The organism is Methanobrevibacter sp. (genome assembly GCF_045116495.1).
In the GTDB taxonomy this organism is placed as follows: domain Archaea; phylum Methanobacteriota; class Methanobacteria; order Methanobacteriales; family Methanobacteriaceae; genus Methanocatella.
In genome coordinates this window covers 24,281-42,220 of record NZ_JBGULU010000089.1, presented here as the reverse complement: position 1 = coordinate 42,220, position 17,940 = coordinate 24,281, and the positions used below count along the sequence as shown (strand labels likewise).

The 17,940-nt window shown below is 33.6% G+C and carries 15 protein-coding genes; 2 read left to right on the top strand and 13 right to left on the bottom strand.

The genetic code is table 11. The features are described from left to right. From ACJMLH_RS04700 to ACJMLH_RS04645, 12 genes are all read right to left on the bottom strand, one after another. Nucleotides 1-1,335: MATE family efflux transporter (locus ACJMLH_RS04700; protein WP_405275203.1), on the bottom strand; the 1,335-nt coding region annotated here is incomplete at its 3' end. Between the two features lie 85 nt (nt 1,336-1,420). Continuing rightward, nucleotides 1,421-3,775 carry a RyR domain-containing protein gene (locus tag ACJMLH_RS04695; protein WP_405275201.1) on the bottom strand — a complete coding sequence of 785 codons (2,355 nt, stop codon included), beginning with the start codon at nt 3,773-3,775 and terminating at the stop codon, nt 1,421-1,423. Nucleotides 3,776-3,893: 118 nt separating this feature from the next. After that, nucleotides 3,894-6,146 (bottom strand): RyR domain-containing protein, encoded by a 2,253-nt coding sequence (locus ACJMLH_RS04690; RefSeq protein WP_405275199.1) that lies wholly within the window; start codon nt 6,144-6,146, stop codon nt 3,894-3,896. A gap of 2 nt (nt 6,147-6,148) precedes the next feature. Further along, nucleotides 6,149-6,955 (bottom strand): hypothetical protein, encoded by an 807-nt coding sequence (locus tag ACJMLH_RS04685; RefSeq protein ID WP_405275197.1) that lies wholly within the window; start codon nt 6,953-6,955, stop codon nt 6,149-6,151. Nucleotides 6,956-6,959: 4 nt separating this feature from the next. Beyond that, nucleotides 6,960-7,727, bottom strand: coding sequence for a metallophosphoesterase (locus ACJMLH_RS04680; RefSeq protein ID WP_405275195.1), 768 nt, complete (start codon nt 7,725-7,727; stop codon nt 6,960-6,962). 9 nt (nt 7,728-7,736) lie between these two features. Then, nucleotides 7,737-7,868: a hypothetical protein gene (locus ACJMLH_RS04675; protein ID WP_405275193.1), complete on the bottom strand. Its 132-nt coding sequence runs from the start codon at nt 7,866-7,868 to the stop codon at nt 7,737-7,739. 56 nt (nt 7,869-7,924) lie between these two features. Beyond that, complete coding sequence (locus ACJMLH_RS04670) at nt 7,925-11,428, bottom strand: Hsp70 family protein (protein ID WP_405275191.1); 3,504 nt, start codon at nt 11,426-11,428, stop codon at nt 7,925-7,927. A 33-nt stretch (nt 11,429-11,461) separates the two neighbouring features. Beyond that, nucleotides 11,462-12,253, bottom strand: a complete 792-nt coding sequence (locus ACJMLH_RS04665) for an FHA domain-containing protein (protein ID WP_405275189.1) — start codon at nt 12,251-12,253, stop codon at nt 11,462-11,464. A 24-nt stretch (nt 12,254-12,277) separates the two neighbouring features. Next, nucleotides 12,278-13,078, bottom strand: coding sequence for an SIS domain-containing protein (locus tag ACJMLH_RS04660; RefSeq protein WP_405275187.1), 801 nt, complete (start codon nt 13,076-13,078; stop codon nt 12,278-12,280). A gap of 15 nt (nt 13,079-13,093) precedes the next feature. Beyond that, complete coding sequence (locus tag ACJMLH_RS04655) at nt 13,094-14,200, bottom strand: RtcB family protein (protein WP_405275185.1); 1,107 nt, start codon at nt 14,198-14,200, stop codon at nt 13,094-13,096. A 77-nt stretch (nt 14,201-14,277) separates the two neighbouring features. Beyond that, the gene (locus ACJMLH_RS04650) at nt 14,278-14,967 is read right to left on the bottom strand and encodes a hypothetical protein (protein WP_405275183.1); all 690 of its coding nucleotides are present in this window, start codon (nt 14,965-14,967) and stop codon (nt 14,278-14,280) included. Between the two features lie 61 nt (nt 14,968-15,028). Further along, entirely contained in the window at nt 15,029-16,159 is a 1,131-nt protein-coding gene (locus ACJMLH_RS04645) for a BspA family leucine-rich repeat surface protein (RefSeq protein ID WP_405275181.1), read from the bottom strand. A gap of 142 nt (nt 16,160-16,301) precedes the next feature. Here ACJMLH_RS04645 and ACJMLH_RS04640 point away from each other — a divergent pair, with 142 nt between their 5' ends. Then, a complete protein-coding gene (locus ACJMLH_RS04640) occupies nt 16,302-16,646 on the top strand; it encodes a diacylglycerol kinase family protein (protein ID WP_405275179.1) in 345 nt (114 codons plus the stop codon). Here ACJMLH_RS04640 and ACJMLH_RS04635 read toward each other — a convergent pair. Beyond that, nucleotides 16,627-17,067: a hypothetical protein gene (locus ACJMLH_RS04635; protein WP_405275177.1), complete on the bottom strand. Its 441-nt coding sequence runs from the start codon at nt 17,065-17,067 to the stop codon at nt 16,627-16,629. The genes ACJMLH_RS04640 and ACJMLH_RS04635 overlap by 20 nt on opposite strands. Nucleotides 17,068-17,291: 224 nt before the next feature. On the opposite strand from ACJMLH_RS04635, the gene ACJMLH_RS04630 reads away from it, so the two are divergent. After that, a complete protein-coding gene (locus tag ACJMLH_RS04630; protein WP_405275175.1) occupies nt 17,292-17,813 on the top strand; it encodes a hypothetical protein in 522 nt (173 codons plus the stop codon). Nucleotides 17,814-17,940 lie beyond the last annotated feature (127 nt).

The following is a 17,940-nucleotide window of genomic DNA, read 5'->3' as shown; positions in this document are numbered from 1 at the left end:
ATTGAATATCCAAATGCAGGCAAAACCCAGAATCGAACCTATATTCATTCCGATAATTGCTCCCAGATACACTCCAAAAACACCCATTGAAAATGTAATGCCCATCACATAAGCAAAGGCCATGCTCAATATCAATTCCCTTAAAACTGTCAAACCCAATGATTTGAATCCTGCACCGACACCCTGATAGGTATATGCAGCGGTAGCTCCAAAAGAAATCAGACAATTGTAAAAGACCAGAAGCTGCAATATTTCGGCTGCACGGCCAACCAAAGCGGGATTTGCCGCCTGCAAGTTAAACAGTCCGCATATTGGAAATGCAAAAACATAAAAGGCAAAGCAAATAGCCAATGTAATTGCAAGACTCAGCATTGTAGAGTATTTAATTGTTTCATTGAAGTTTTGCCAGTTTCTTGCACCATATGCAATACCTGAAACAGTTATCGTAGCTATTCCAATTGCCATGCACGGCAAAAATGCAATGCAAATGAATCTCCAGGCTATTGTAAATGATGCAACCTCATTGACGCCAGCTGTTACCATAATCAGATAATTAAGAATTATTGCAACCAGAGAAAAGATAATCTCTTCTGTTCCTGCAGGAAGAGAAACAACAAGAATTTCCTTATATATTTCAAAATTGCGTTTATAATAGGATAAATCAAACCTAAAGAATGTATCCCTTTTAACATAAATCCAGTAAAGCATCCACAGCCATCCGATAAATGAAGATATTACTGTTGCAAGGCCCGCTCCAAAAATGCCCAGATTTAGAGCATAAATCAGAATCGGATCCAAAATCATATTGACAATTGCAGTTAAAATCAAAGGATTTGTAGCACGTGCCACATCACCTTCAGCTCTGAATATGCTTGCAGTAACATTTGGAGCCAGAAATACAATATTGAGCAAAAATATTATAAATCCATAGCTTAGACAATATGATTTGACACCTGCCGCACCAAGAAGAACAACCAAATCATCCAAAAAGAAAACACCGACAATTAAAACAATGACAGATACTATTACCATCAAAATCAATGAGTGAATAACTGCATTGTTTGCATCGTCAAATCTTTCGGCACCGACATATCTGGAAATCAGAGAATTTGCACCTGCTCCGACACCGCTTCCAAGACCTATTATAACTAGATATAATGGAGATATGAAACCTAAAGCGGCCAATGCATCAGCATTTATCCCTGAAACCCAAAAGCTGTCAATTAGATTATTCAGAAACATTAATAGCATTGAAAAAATAGTTGGAAATGCCAATCTATTAATGGCTTTTCTCGGGTTATTGATAATCGATTCTATATTGTCACTGGTCTGCATTACAAATATATTAGCTGATGTAATATAAAATTGCTATAGTTTAAAATCGATTTGAAAAAAATAAAAAAAAGAGTGAATAAAAAAATTATTCACTTTTGACAATCTTTAAGCTGACATCCTCCTCAGCACACATGACTGGGAGATTTTTAAAAGTATTTCTATTATTATCTTTAACCTTTTTGTTTAATTTCTCCCATTTTACAAGATTTGGAGATAGTTTTTTCTCTTCGTTGAAATTTTCACCGAATTTCCAACCTAAATCATATTTAAGCCTGCACCAGCCATAATGCTCCCTTTTTGCAAAATGTTCGATGTCATTATTGCCAAATTCAGGGATTGAATCTCTTTTATCATTAATGTCCACCAGTTCATAACCCTTCTCCTTGAGAATTTGAACAATGAAATTTGCCTGCTTGTAATTTGCATATTTTACATGATTGTCCAATGCATTAAATTTCTCTTCGGAAGTGGCATTCTTTTTAACTTTTGCATTCTGGTCTTTTGTTTCTTGAGGATTATCCTTTTCATAATACTCCTGCATTTTATATGTAAGAAGCCTGATTTTGCTTCTGACAACCTTTAAGCCGATTGACTCTAAAAGTTTAGGTATGTTTTTTATAGCATTCTCATCCAAATTCTTTGTTTTATCATCTAATTCTTCCCATTTCACCAAATAAGGAGAAATTCTTTTTTTATTATCCTTTACTTCTCCAAAAATCCAGCCATTGCCTCTTTTTTCTTCACACCACTCCTGATGTTCATACCTTGCCAAATTTTCAATTTCGCTTTCATCAAAACCTCTTGGCCCTATTCTATGTCTTGGATCCTTTTTAGGAGCAATTTCACAACCTATCAGGTTTAATTTTTTTGGAATTGATCTTGCTTGCCTTAAATTGGATAATTGGAATTCAGGGGCTAATTTAAAGAAATCATCTTCTAAATAGCTATGTGCTTTTTCTAAATCCTCAGGTATTTTTCCCTTTTTCTTTGCACGGGCATATCGCTTTCTAATAGATTCATTATAATTTTTATTGATTTGTATAGCTATTTTTTCAATATTTCTCATAAATATGTCCGGAGCCTGAATATCTTCAATGTCACTGTGCCTCATTATTTCATTTTGTACTTCAGGTCGAACTTCACTGCCAACATCAAGTCCATTTTCGAAAACTGGATTAATATCTAAAACGCCATTTATGAATTCCTGTTTATCTTTTGAAAAGCCCAAACCTATGAAACCATCTTTTAAAATGTATTCAATAGTCATTTTTCTGTTACTGATTTCAATGAGCAACTCATTTACATGTAATTTCTTCTGGTCCAGTATTCCAAATGGTTGTCGGTTCCATTCCTGAAGTTCATCACATAAAATCAACAAATAAGCAATAGGTGACTTATGAGGATCCATTACTTTTAATTTGAATGGTTTCTTTTTATTCTGCAATGTCTTATTATAATAATTATGCAATAATATGGCAGATGCACTGTCTACAACAGGATAGAAAAAGAAATCATAATCTTTTTTATATTTCTGGAGAACCTTACCATATGAGTTTAAAACCAAAATTGCAGAGTAAAAACCATGATCAATGAAATCCTCTTTTTTCATATATTCAACAAATGAATTTAAATCATCAATTAAAAGCTTAGTGTAGTTCTCATCAAAACCAAAATCCTTCGCAATTTTGTAACCAAGGATATCTGTAGGTTTAAATAAGTTTAAAATTCTTGTATCATCATTTTTCTCACGGTATTTTTCAGCAAAGCAATATGGAGGAATTTTTACAATTGAATTGAATTCATCAAATTCGGCAAAATCAATGCCCAGTTTAACATCATAAGAATTAGAAATGGATTTGACACCCTCATTGATTATCTTCTTCAATTGCTTTCCAACAATTTCAAACGGATAGCCTATATCATGCAATAGTGAAGCTATTCCCCAGCGATACAGAAACTCTTCACGAGATACGATACCCTCTTTATAACCATAATATTTTTCATAATCGCTTTCTTCGATGTAATCAGTGAATATCTCCCGATAGTTTTGATTTTGGGAATATATTGCCAAACCCAACAGGAAAACATTGACTGAATGGATAAAATGGTCCCTTTGACGGTCGATTAGTTCACCGGTATTCTTTTCATATTTTTCCATTACCTCTATGAGGTTTAAAACAGTGTTCGGTTCGCCAACAAGATCCTTTTTTTCCTGTCTTTTTGATTTATCCTCATCGGTGATTTGGTAAATCATGAAAAACATTCTATATACATCTTTAGCAGTATATTTACTTTCATACTGTAAAAAAACATCAATTGATGCCTTTAATAATTTTTTATAGTGATGCCTTCCCTTGTAATCATCATACAACTCCAGACCATCAAAAAAATCATCGATGTATTTTTTGAAATTTTCATTATCAATAGCGTCATTACTCATCGTTGTTCCACCTTAACTAATTAAAGTTAAATATATATTTAATTATAGATAAGTTTAACATGATGGAAAAAATAGTTTACATCAAAAAAATTTTAAAAAAAATAATAAAAATTGTTAATTAGTTTTTAACAATTTTCAAATCGACTTTTCTGCACATTTCAGGAAGATTCTTGAAGGTGTTTCTATTGGCTTCTTTGTTATCGAAGTCAAGGACATCCCATTCAACAAGATTAGGGTTAGTTTTTGATATTTCATCTTTTACAGGACCATATCTCCAACCCAAATTAAATTTAAGTTTACACCATGCTTCATGTTCCCTTTCAGCAAAATAATCCAATGTGTCATAATCAAAACCTGTTATGGCTTCACCGGATGAATCTGCATCAACAACGGAATAACCCATAAGGGACAATATTTTAATTAAGTAATCAGCCTGTTTGTAGTTAGTATATTTGACATATTCCGGCAAATCATCAAATGCAACATCTTGTTGATAAGAATCATGCATTTCAAATGTCAATAATCTGATTTTGCTTGTAACAACTTTTAATCCTATTGATTGCATTAAAGATGGAATGTTTCTTGCAGGATCTCTATCGTATTCCTTGATTTCCTCTGTTAACTCATCCCATGGAACCAAATATGGAGTAATGAAATTATCAGTATCTTTAACTTCACCGTATGTCCAGCCGGTTCCTTCTTTTTCCTTGCACCACTCATCATGCTCGAAAATTGCCAAATCCTCCACTTCATCTGGTGAAAATTCTGTTATTGCTGGCCTTTCATCGGATTTGTTTGCAATTTCACATCCAATCATTGCCAATTTGGTTGGAATGGACCTTGCTTGCCTGATATTGGCAATCTTAAGCTGAGGTGAAAGTTCATGATAGGATTTTATGCCATCATATTTTTCCTGTAACTCCTCACTGACATCACCTTTTTCAACTGCATCCTCATACTCTTTTCTGATAGTGTCATTATAATATTCATGAATCATAATAGCCAGGTTTTCAACATTTCTTAAAAGAATATCCGGACCTTGAATATCATCATCGATACCAGATGTAATGAAATGTTCTTGAACATCAGTAGAAACAATTAAACCAGATTGGAATACACTATCAACAGATAAGACATTATAAAGAAGTGCCCTTTTATCTTTATGAAATCCTTTACCAAGATATCCGCTTTGACCAATGTATCTTATATTTAACATATCGTCATCGATTGTTAATTTAAATCCGTTTACATGAGCTTTCTGTTTGTCTTTGACACCAAATGCCTGTCTTCCCCATTCCTGAAGCTCATCACATAATATCAATAGGAAAGCAAGAGGAGACTGGGACGGATGGAGCTCCCTTAAGTTAAACGGATCTTTTTGCAATACGTTTCTGTAGTAGTTATGCAGTAAAATAGCTGATGCACTATCCACTATAGGATAGAAGAAAAAGTCATGGTTTTGAGCATATTTCTGGATTAGATAACCATAGGAGTTCAATACCAAAATACATGAAAAAAATCCGTGGTCGATAAAACCAAGCTCACCCATGGAATAAACAAAATTATCCAAGTGATTTGTTACATCATTAACATTAACGCTGCCAAAATCTGTTGATATCTTATGGGCAACAATATCTGTTGGTTTGAATAGATTCAGGAATTTGGCCTCAGGATATGTTTTTGTAAACTCATCTGCAAAATTACAATCCAATTTTACAAGGGTGTTAAATTCATTGAAATCCTTAAAATCAATTGCAGTATCTGCACTGTATGTCGGTGAAATTGATTTAACTCCCCCATTAATGAATTTTTTAAGTTGCTTTCCAATAATTTCAACAGGATATCCTATATCATGGAATAAAGCAGCTATTCCCCAACGATATAAAAATTCCTCATGGGAAAAATCACCGTTCTCAAGTCTGTAATATGTATCATAATTACTTTTGAAAACATAACCCTGGAAAAATTCCCTGTATTTTCTGTTTTGGGCATAAATTGCCAGACCCAATAAGAAAACATTTACAGAGTGAATAAGGTGATCCCTTTGTTTGTCAATCAAATCCCCAGTGCTTTCCTCATATTTTTTCATTGTCTTAACCAAATTGAGGATTACATTAGGTTCTTTTACAAGGGTTATCACTTCACCATTGTTTTTTAAGTTATCCTCATCTGTGATTTGATAAATCATGAAAAATGTCCTATAAATTTCATATGCATTATAGGAGTTCTCATGTTCAAAAAATAAATCAATTCCCGCTTTTAACAAGTCCTTATAGCAATGACCATTTTTATAGTCATCATATAATACCAGTTCATCGAAAAATTTATCGATATAACCTTTTAAATCATTTTCAGTCTCTTTTTCAGTCATACTTAACACCTAAATCTTGGATTACGAATAAAGCTCCTTCTATATATTGATTTTTTCATTTTATCGACATTATATTTTCCAATTACAGAATAAACATGATCAATTTGATTTTCATTGAAATTTGAAGTGTCCACTTCAAAACATATGGAACTGATTTCCATGTAATCATTGTCTGTTAATTCCGGTTTTTTAAATATTTTCTCTATTGCTGTTATGTACAGCTCACAAATCAAGTCTCCCAACTCTTTTTTGTCATCACCAACATGTTCATTAATCCAATTAGCAAGATGTACAACGACAAATGCAGGTATTGAAACCGCTTTTGCGGATTCTACAATCTCTTTTATCAGACATGAATCATCACTAATGAAATATTTGTCGAAAAGATTATATAATTTTTTCAATTCTTCACCCATCAAAGCCAGAAGTTCATCAGACATGTCAAGGCCTTCAATATCCTCGCCAAAAGGACCTGAATAAATTAAATTATAATAAAACAGACTTATGAATGGATTGAGCCTATGGTTGAATTTCAATGTTTGTTTGAACAGACCATAAACTGACATCCAGTTTTCAAAAGAAAAATTTAAACGTTTAAAATGTTCATAATCTCTTTCATCCAGTTCAAAGTCCAAATAATATTCTGTTGTTAAATCAAAAGCTATAAAAACAGTCAAAAGATGTTCCGGATAACCTTCGGTCCTGCCGTTTGACCGGACAAATCCCAGGAGAGTATCATCTAAGTCCTTGAAAAAATATCTTTTTATTTCTTCATAAGTCTTTTTTCCGTGATGATACATGTAATACATCCAATCACCCGATAATGAATTTCAATTGTTTTTGAACATCCTTAACATCATTTATTTCCATAGACAAATCAATATCCAAATAAGTTTTTACTTTTGTAGCGAAACTTGAGGACATGATTATCTGACTGCCAAATACTTTATATGATTCAACCGGACAGTGACCCACAACCATAACTTTTGAGCCGACGATTTCCAGAAATCTGCTAACATCCGCTTTTGTGTAGTCGGTTACACTATTATATCTGTTCCATAAAAAATCATATAAAATCGGACCGGAATAATCTCCTTCAAAGATTTTATTGAATCCTTCCATATTTCTTACCTTATCGGAAGGTCCTGAATGAGATATGAATAATCCGTTTTCAGTCTTTACGAAATAAGGCATTGTTTTAAAGAATTTAATGTAATTTGTCAGATGAGGTTCAATAAATCCTTTGCTAAAAGAAATTACATTTTTAAAGCCTAAAACAAGAGGCTGACGATTTTTGTAAATCTCCTTGTTTGTAATATGTGCCCATTCATGATTTCCTAAAAGTGTGTGGAAATTTGAATATTCCTTTGATTTGGCCATTGCATCGTCAAGAATTTGAACTGAACCATCAGTATCTTCATCCATACCATGAATTAAATCTCCGGTAAAAACAATGTGAAAATCAGGATCGGATTCATCCCATAAATTCAAGTAATGATTGTAATCATCCAAATTGCCATGCAAATCGGTTACAACAATAAGACGACCGTGGTTTGGTAATTCAATTAGTTTGTCTCCCATCACTTTCACCTACCTTTTTGATTTATTCAATACTTTAATAACTTCAGACAAATCAAATGGAGAGTTAAAGTCTAAAAATCCATCTGAATTACTTTTATTAAGTATTACTGTCGGTTTTATAGAATTTTTTGGGTTTTTCATAGGTTACCACTACTTCCTAATCTATTTGATAATGTATATAAATGATATAAAGCATTTCATTTACCATCACGCTCATCAAGTTCATACAATACATTAACGATGCTTAAAAGCTCTTCATAATCTTTAAGATTTAAAGCTAACTGTGCATTTTCAATTAACTCATCTGCCAGTTTTTCATTGTTCGTATATACCCCTTCAAGTTTTAAATTGAAAAAGCAGTCAATGATTACAACATCTCTATTTAATGAGACATATTCCTCAACCAGAGAAGCATGAATGTCTCTAAGTTCGTCCAAATCGTATTTTTCCAAATCATTGCCCCGATCTCCAATTTCAAACAGCCCTTTGTTCTTTACAACTTCAATTTTTCCGGCTACATTTTCCAGAAGCATTGAATGTTCCAGATTTCTTTTTGCATCCTCCACAATACCGGTTAAATAATCTATATAAATTTCTGTCTGATTAAGGGCAATTTTATCCCTTTGGGATATTTCAAGCAATGTTTCTATATATTTTTGAATTTCACACTCATTAATCAATGAATATTCGCTTAAATAATCAATTTCCTTTAATAATTTTGAGTACCGATTCATCAATTCCTTAAATTGAGAATCAGCGTTAATGTCAAATTCCTTATTTAAGTATGGAATAAATATCATTTCGCCATCAATGCAGTCCGGTGATTTAGCATCAAGTTCAACCGGATTTTCATTATCCCATATGGCAATGTCATATTTTTGAGGAGGATTTTCCAACTTGAATGTTCCGTCTATTTTCAAAGGCACCCTTTCTGATGCAATTTCAATATCATAGCCTAAAAATGACGATTTCAAATCATTTGAAAATACCTTACCTTTCAAAACACCATTCTTATGCTTTAAAAGCACTGACAACGGTTCTTTTTTGACGTCAATGTGAGGTTTTTCAAGGCTTCCCGCATAAATTGCAGCACCTTTTGATACTACTGTCAGCGGATTTAGGCTTGATTCTATTTCACATGAAAATTCCTTTTTAATCATTGACTGTACAATAGGGCTGATGGATGAGCCTCCAACAAGGATAATTTTATCAATATCTTCCTCACTAACTGAGTATTCCTCTAATAGGTTTCTCACTACTTTAAACGTATATTCTATTAAAGGGTCTATAATTTCCTTGAACTTATATCTTGTTAAAGTATATCTAAAGTCATAATCATCAAAAAGATTGCTGATGCATATGTCTGTCTTGCCCATTTTAGATAAATTTATTTTAGAAATTTCGGCGGCATTTTTAAGTCTTGCAAAAACTTCCACATATTTCGGATTGCCCCGTCTGAAATCATCCAGATTCAAGTCATATGCTATTTTTGGCCTGAATAAATCATCGACAATCTTCCAGTCAAATGCATTTCCTCCAAGATTTTCCAATCCGTCGGTTGCAAGTTTTTCAAGTTCCCCTTTATTGTCCCTAATCAGACTAACGTTGAATGTTCCACCGCCCAAGTCATAAATCATCCAGATTCCATTAGTTTTATGAAGATTATAAGCAAGACTTACTGCAATCGGCTCCAATATGAGACTGTGTGATCTGAATCCTGCAAGGTCAGCTGCATCGTTAACAGCTTTTGTCTTAATCGGATTTGAATTTGCAGGAACACAAATCACTGCATGTTCAATATTTACACCGGTTTCATCATATACAGACACTCTCAAATCCTTTAAAACTTCAGCGGAAAGCTCTTCGGGAAACATCACACGGGATGACTTTTCAAATTTGAATGGAATGGAAAAGCCCATATTATGCTTGAATTCAGTAACTGCATTGCTGTCGTTTTTCAATATTGCATCCTTTGCACTAACGCCGACTTCCACAGTATCAGCTTCATCAACCAAAACCGCTGACGGAGTGAAATCTTCTCCAGTCCTGTGATTTTTAATAATTATAGGATTTCCATTGTTAAAATAAGATATTACCGAGTCGGTTGTTCCCAAATCTATTGCATAATCAATTGTATCTTCCTTGATTTTGCTGGAGTGCTTGAAATGCATTTTCATATTCTGTTTCCACAGTGACAGTTTATATGCATATTCTTTCCTGACCTGATCATCCATAACAACTGCAAACTCCATCAGGTTAGCAGCGGATGATAAATCATTCAGATTGACTAAACGGATAGCCTCAATTATTATTTCATCAACTGAGTAACTCTTAAGCGTTGGAAGAATGTCCTTGTAGAGCTTTCTGATTTCACGATTTGAATCCATAAGCTTTTCAAGCAGCACAACAGCTTTGTACAGACTGCCATGCCTTTCCAAATCAATGAAAATCTCCCACAAATCAATATAATGTTGATATTTACTTTTAAGCGATGGATTATATGCAATAGCTTCCTTTAAAAAGTTACAGGAGAGTTTATAATGCCTGCCCTTAAGATTGACCGTAAATGCTTTTGAAATCAGTTTCAAATCAGGGCGTTTTGATTTCCAGATTCTAAGCGTTTCAGAGTAGAATTTACGGATTGCATAATTCTCCAAAACTTCTCCTTCCAATATTTCAATAGCATCATTAAGTTTATTTTCACATTTTGCAAGCCTGAAAGCCTCTTTAATTGAATCATTGATAATATATTCGCAATAATCATCATTGTAGTTATCTTTAGTGTTAGCTGAAGGCATGCTTTGAGCTGAATCATGCTCATCAATGGCCTTTTTAACATCAACCAGCATCTCACTGGCATCACCATACCTATTATTGGGATTGACATCAAGACTTTTCAGTACGATTTCATCCAATAAGTCCGAAACCTGCGGATTATAATGACTTGGAGGTTTCAAATCCTTTTTCCATGGTTTCAGTTCAACCAATTCCTCATTTGTGTAATCACCAACATTATAAGGATACCTGTTTGTCAATAGCTGATAGAACATGACACCGACAGCATATATGTCACTTCTGGTTGAAACAGATTTGTTAAAAAGTTCAGGAGCCATATATGGCCTTGTTCCTGCAATATCAATGTCTGAAATGGTGGTTGTGACTTCCTTTGCAAAACCGAAGTCTGATATCTTAATGACAATGTCGCCGCAGGCATTGAAACTGAGAAGAACATTATTTGTCTTCAGGTCACGGTGAATGATTGGAGGATTTGCAGAATGGAGAGTATTCAAACCGCTCAAAATCTGCTCCATCAAATCCAGACAAAGGCTTATGGGCATGAACATGTTGATTTCAACATATGAATTTAAAAAATGCTCCAAATCGCCTCCTGAAACATATTCCATTACAAAATAAGCATGGCTTTTGCCGTCTTCAAAATTGTTTATTTCCGCAGCATCATAGATACTTATGATATTTTCATGCCTAATCTGACAAGCAAGGGTTACTTCGCGAAAAACGTCTTTTTTATTGGTTGTGGCACTTAAGGGTTCTTTGATGATTTTCATTGCCATCAAGGCATCTAGGTAGTTATGGTTTACCAAATACACCTTTGCAAATGATCCTTCACCCAGAAATTTTTTAACTTCAAATTTGCCATTAAAAAATTCTTCAATTAAGTGTTTTACCTCATCAAAGTCCACTTAAACCACCGAATTAGATTTAAAAAAATCTAATTAAAATGAACAATAAATAACTGCTCCGCCATTTCCTCTAGATAATTTTAAAAATGAATTAGGTTTTAATTTAGTAGGTCTTCCTTTCTGTACTTCCAAATCTCCAATAAAAGTTCCGTTTGAACTGGCTTCATCAATTATATACCAGTCGTCATCCTTATAGAACAGTTTTAAATGAGGTTTGGATATGTTTGAAACTGTATCATAGCTGTTGTCCAGGAGAATGGAAAATGAAGCCAAGTCATCCTGTGAGAAATTAGCCTTACGGCCAATCAGAACAGTTTCATCTTTTCTAACTTTAAATGTTTTGCCCTTATCCACTCCATTGAATACTGTCAAGACGCAGTTTCCATCTTCATGGAATTTCTGATTGGACTTATACAAATCAAAGAATGTGAAAAGTTCATCTGACAGGAAAGTGATATCCAAGAACAAATCTTCAAAGGCATCTTCCTTTAAGACATATGCCTTAACACCTCTTTTACCTACTTTATTAGGCACTTCCTTTTTAATTTCAACTTCTTTAACCATATTGGCATCTTTAAGCTGTTTCATTAGCTGTCCTAATCTTTGAGGTGAGATTTCAATATTATACTTATTTAAGAGTTCGCTGTTTATTTCACGGGAATATAACGGGTCTTTTGACTGTGATTGATTATATTTTTGATGGTCTCTTAAAATTTCAAGAATTGAAAATCTGGCCTTATTGTTTACTGCAGATAACTTTTCTGAAATTAAATCAGACCCTTCAGAGTCAAGAATTACTGTTTTATCAATGTCTGAATCGTTCATAATATATCTCCATAAATTTTATACTTAAATTGCACTGCTTAATACGTCATGATAAGCTTTCAAATCTTTTTCACGTAAATTTAAACTTTGCATTAACTCAGCAACCAAAGCATCTAGTAAAACCAGAGCTGAAACCTCAAAAGCTGTTCCCATTAAGATTAATTCAAGCGGGCGGTAAATATTGCTGATTCCTCTGATCTGATTTGGCAAATCATTAATTTCCTTCCACAATTCATTATCACTTAAATCTGCTGATTTTTTAGGAAGTGCTTCTATTTTACCCCTTACCACTTCATCACTTTCAAAGTTGATTAAAGCTCTTGGCAGAGTTTCCATGAATTCTTTAACATCATTATCTTCAAGTCTGACTAAAGTTTGAGGAAGGGAATCTATGACAATTCTGGCATCAGCCTTTTGTGCAAGTTCGCTTTCGGTATTTCCGCAAACTGCCAAAAATTTTACATTGTCTATTTTGGAATCCTCAACGATTTGAGTGATTGAATTGGATTTGCCTGATTTTGAAATGATGATAATAATATCACCATCCCGTACAGGAGGAGCTATTGTTTCATTAAATACATAAACATAAAAGCCCAAATGCATCAATCTCATTGCAAAGGATTTTGCAACAAAACCTGACCTTCCTGCGCCTGCAAGGAAAATTGTGGTTTTTCTCTCTGAAACCACACGCCTATTAGAAGCTGAAAGAATAACATCTCTAAACTTGATAATTGATTCTTCCTGATTAGCTACAACTGATTTACACATTTGAAGATTTTTTAAGATTTCATCTAAAGATAAATCCATATACTTTAACCCAGACATATTAATAACCCTTATTTAAGCTTTGAAATTATAAACTGGTTTTACAATTTCCATTATTTTAACTGTATCTTCAACATTATTTAAAATATTATCTATTGGTTTATATGCCATCGGAGATTCATCAATAGTTTTTTGGGAAACGGATGTTGAATAGATTCCATCCATAGTACGTTGATATTCGTCGAAAGACAGTTCGGCTTTAGCTTTTGAACGGCTGAACAGACGTCCTGCACCATGAGGAGCTGAATAATTCCAATCAGGATTTCCCTTACCTTTGCAAATGATGGATCCGTCACGCATATTGATTGGAATGATTAAAGTTTCGTTTTTGTTTGCTGAAACCGCACCCTTTCTTAAAATCATCCTGTCCATATCAATATAGTTATGGATAGTTGTGAATTGTTTAGTGTAATCCATTCCGTATTCAGTAAGAATTGTATCAGCAATGGCCTGACGGTTGCGGGCTGCAAAGTCCTGCATGATTTTCATGTCATGAATATAGTCCTCGAACAGTTTTCCTTCACAGTAGATTAAATCCTTATTTTGAGCCATGTTATGATGTCTTTTAAACTCCTTGAGAGCCTCATTCTGGTAATAGTCACATACATCTGCACCGATTCTGCGACTTCCTGAATGAATTACCAAGATCAATTCATTGTTTTGAGTTCTGTTTATTTCAATGAAATGATTTCCGCCACCAAGAGTTCCTAAATCGAAATTGCCTTCACTTCCCGCTTCAAGATTGAAATAACATTTGAGTCTTGTTAAATCAAAATCCTTCATGAAATGATGCGGAACAACTCTTTTATTATAACCGTGAGGGACTTTTGTTCGAACGATACTGTCCAGACGTTGAAAATCTATTTCATCAGTATCCAGGTATAATACTTCCATTCCGCAGCCGATATCTGATCCTACAAGATTAGGAACAACCTTATCAGTGATTGTCATTGTAGTTCCAATGGTACATCCTCTTCCAGCATGAATGTCCGGCATCATGCGGACAGTCTGGCCTTCGGCAATCGGCTGGTTTAAAAATTGGATTACCTGTGAAATGCTTGTGCTGTCAACTTCATCTGAAAAGACTTTAGCTGTTGCATACTTTCCTGCTAATTCAAACATGTTTTCACCCCCACATTATTGGTTATTTAAATATTTAATTCATTTTATATATAAATCGTATAAACAAATTGCTTTAGTCAATGGAAACTGCAGTTATGAATATTTAAATTATTTTCATTCTGATTTTTGATGTCATTGCCTTCACTTGCAATGTTTTTTTCAAAATTGCAATCCCTAATATTCAACATACCTTCGTTATAGATGGATCCTCCCTTAAATGAAGCATTACCGTAAAACAAAGTTCCATAAACTGATAATTTTGATTTGTTGTAAATAGCTCCCCCTTCAAATTCAGAAGAGTTTGATTTAAAAACTGCTCCATCCAAATTCGCCAGTGAATTTGAATCATTGAAAATGGCTCCCCCATAATCCGCCCTGTTTTTTCTAAATCCTGAATTGATTATAGTCAATCTGGAATAACATTTATTATAGACGGCACCTCCAAATTCATCAGAGGAGTTATTACAAAAGCCACAATTTTCAATTTTCAAATCAGCATCATTGAATATTGCTCCGCCGGAGTATTCACAATATGCATTTTTGAAGAGGATATTTTTTAAAGTGACCTCAGCTTTAATGTATAATAGGGACACCTGAGCTTTTCCGTCAATGGCATGGCCATTTCCATTGATAATTAAACCTTTTTCGTTAATTTCAATGCCATTTTCATAGGTTTCTTTTTCACCGGCTTCGAATACAACATCTTCTTTTAAAGTAATCTCTTTAGCTCCACTTTTAAATAATTCTTCAAATTCCTTGAAATTCATATTATCCCAGTCAAATATATCCCCCTGAAGAGTTACCTCCCAGGGTTGATTTTTAAGAGCACTAATTCTGTTGATACTTATCATAGAGCAATTCTTTTAATTTTAGTTCTGCCTGAAATCTGACCAAATAATTTTTATCAGTTTCTGCAATCTTTTTTAAGAGTTTAACGTTTCTGAAATTTGGATTTTCAATTGCATAAGCCCTTTCTATATGTTCATAACTATACAATGCATAATCTTCTAAAATATTACTGTCCTTTAGATTAGGATTTAACAGTGCCGCCCTTTTAACATAATAATGTAAAGAATCATCATTTATTAACTCCTTTAGCATTTCTTCATTTTCTATGTAGCTTACGGCAACAAAAATGTCCTGCTCGTCAAATCCGTTTATAATCTTATATATGAATGAATCATCGGCATTTTCAAGATGTTTTCTTATACCGAATTTTCCCCTAAACTCATCATCGTACCATTCGGGAAGCTTTTCAAGGTTATTGCAATTTATAAACAGGTTGTCTCCATCTTCAAGATTGCCGAATTTCCAGTTCAGACAGCTCGCATCCCTTAGACTATAACAGTCCCGAAACATTTCAAAAATATTTTCAACATTTGACATGTTCCAATCTGAAGCGAATGAGACATCTTCCAAAGAAAAGCAGGATTCAAACATGGATTCCATTTTTACAGCGGAACTCAAATCGAAATTTTCAAGTCCGTCCAATGTTTTCAGGCTGCAGCAACCGGCAAACATGCCCCAAAAGGTTTCTACATTAGAAGTATCCCAATTTTCAAGAAAAACATATTCCAGAGAATGACAGTGAAAAAACATGTTACGAATATCTATTTCCTTTGAAATATCCCAATTTATAGCATAGAAAGCGATTAATGAATCAAACTTGAAAAAAAGTGATTTTATAGACTTTTTATAAAACCCAAATTGAAGACTATCAGTGTAATTTTTAATAATGATAACTTCTGCATTATCACATAAGTGGGATTTTGAAGAGCCCTCCAGCTTGGATAGGTCTTCACTGATATAAAGAACATCATCAAAATCATATATGTCTTCCCAGCTAGTAAAGTTAGTTCCGTCCTTTAAAATGATTAGAAGACCTGATTCTCCCAAATCAAATACATTTTCTGTTGTATTATTCATTTCCTCAAAGTCTTTTAAATAATCGGTATTCATTATTATCCCAACCTAATATTTATTCATCAGATTCAATTCTCATATTATAAAATCTAATAATAGATATATCAAAATACCTATTTAAAATAAGTAAAGAAATTTCTTTAATCAAGTTAATTATAACTAAATCAAATGAATTAACATGTCAATAATTAAAAGTTTCAAAGATGCAGTTAACGGGATAATCAATACTGTTTCAACTGAAAGAAATCTGAAAATCCAAGTAATAATTATGATGTGTGTTATTTCAGCCGGTTTAATTGTTGGATTATCCAATATCGAATGGATTATTTGTATTATGTTATTTGATCTTGTAATAAGTGCGGAATTATTTAACACTTCCATTGAAAAAACACTTGACTACATTGACAGTGACTACAGCGAGGAAATTAGATTTATCAAGGATGCATCTGCAGGTGCCGTTTTATCAATAGCTATTGCATCTGCAGTAATCGGACTGATAATCTTCATTCCAAAATTAGTTTAATTTTTTTATCTACTTTTTTTAATACCCTTTCAATCTCGCAAAAACAGGCATCATATACCTTATAGTCCCCGCCGGCAGGATCGTTAATGTCCGGAGGATATTCATCAACGAACTGCTTGATTGTGCAGATTTTTAAATCAGGATAGTAATCCTTTACCCTTTGAGTATAAAAGTCCTCAAGAGTCAAAACCAAATCCATATCCTCAATATTTGAATTTCTGAAGTTGGTTGCCGTGTGGGAAGTTATATCGATTCCATGAGATCTGCACACCTCAACAGTCACAGGGGAAGATTTTTTGCCATCTACTGCCATGATTCCTGAAGAGCAGACCTCAATATCGTCTCCAACCATCCTTTTAAATATTGCTTCTGCCATTGCACTTCTGGACGTATTGGCATAACATACAAACATTATTTTCATAAGCTAACCTCCCAATAATTTAAAATAGGATTTCCCAATGTGGGATGCAACATTTCTTCAATATTCTTTGAAAATGCAATCCTATCGCAGATTCTATATTTTTATACATAATATACAACCTCATTTAAAACTATATTCTATTTAATATTTAATTAATCCCATAAACAGAAAGCTTTATCTGATTTTTATATTAAAGACCCCAACAATTAGTTTGAGGTGACAATATGGATGCGATTATTAACGAATACAAAAAACATGGTGTAGACGGATTCTACAAACTTCACAGCCAGGATTATGAAAATCCTCATAAAAGTAACATAGAAAACCTCTTGACAGAAGCTAAAACTGAATGGAACATTAATGGAAACATACTCGATTTGTGCTGTGGAAGCGGAGAAGTGTCCAACATGTTTAGTGAGTGCAGTGTTGAGGGAATTGATCCCTACACCAAAGGCCTCTATGAAAAAAACACAGGCAATAGCTGCATCCCAATGACCTTCAAAGATATTGTTCAAAATGGAATTGGAAAACGTTATGATTTTGTAATTTGCTCATATGCAATGCACTTATGTGAAAAATCAATGCTTCCAATGCTTCTCTACAGAATTGGTGAAGTCAGCAATAATCTGGTCATTATCACACCTCATAAGAAACCCGATTGTAATGGAAACTTCTTTAGGGAAATAAAAAGAATGAAAAAAGAGAGGACAAGCATCGTGTGGTATAGAAGTAACATGGTCAATTAAAGTTTTTACTTTATGTGACTTATTAATATGAATATTCAAACTACCATTCAGGTGTTGAGTTATGATTAGTTTGGACTCGAATAAAATTTATGAAACTTGTTGGGAAATACTAATATTGCCAAAAAAC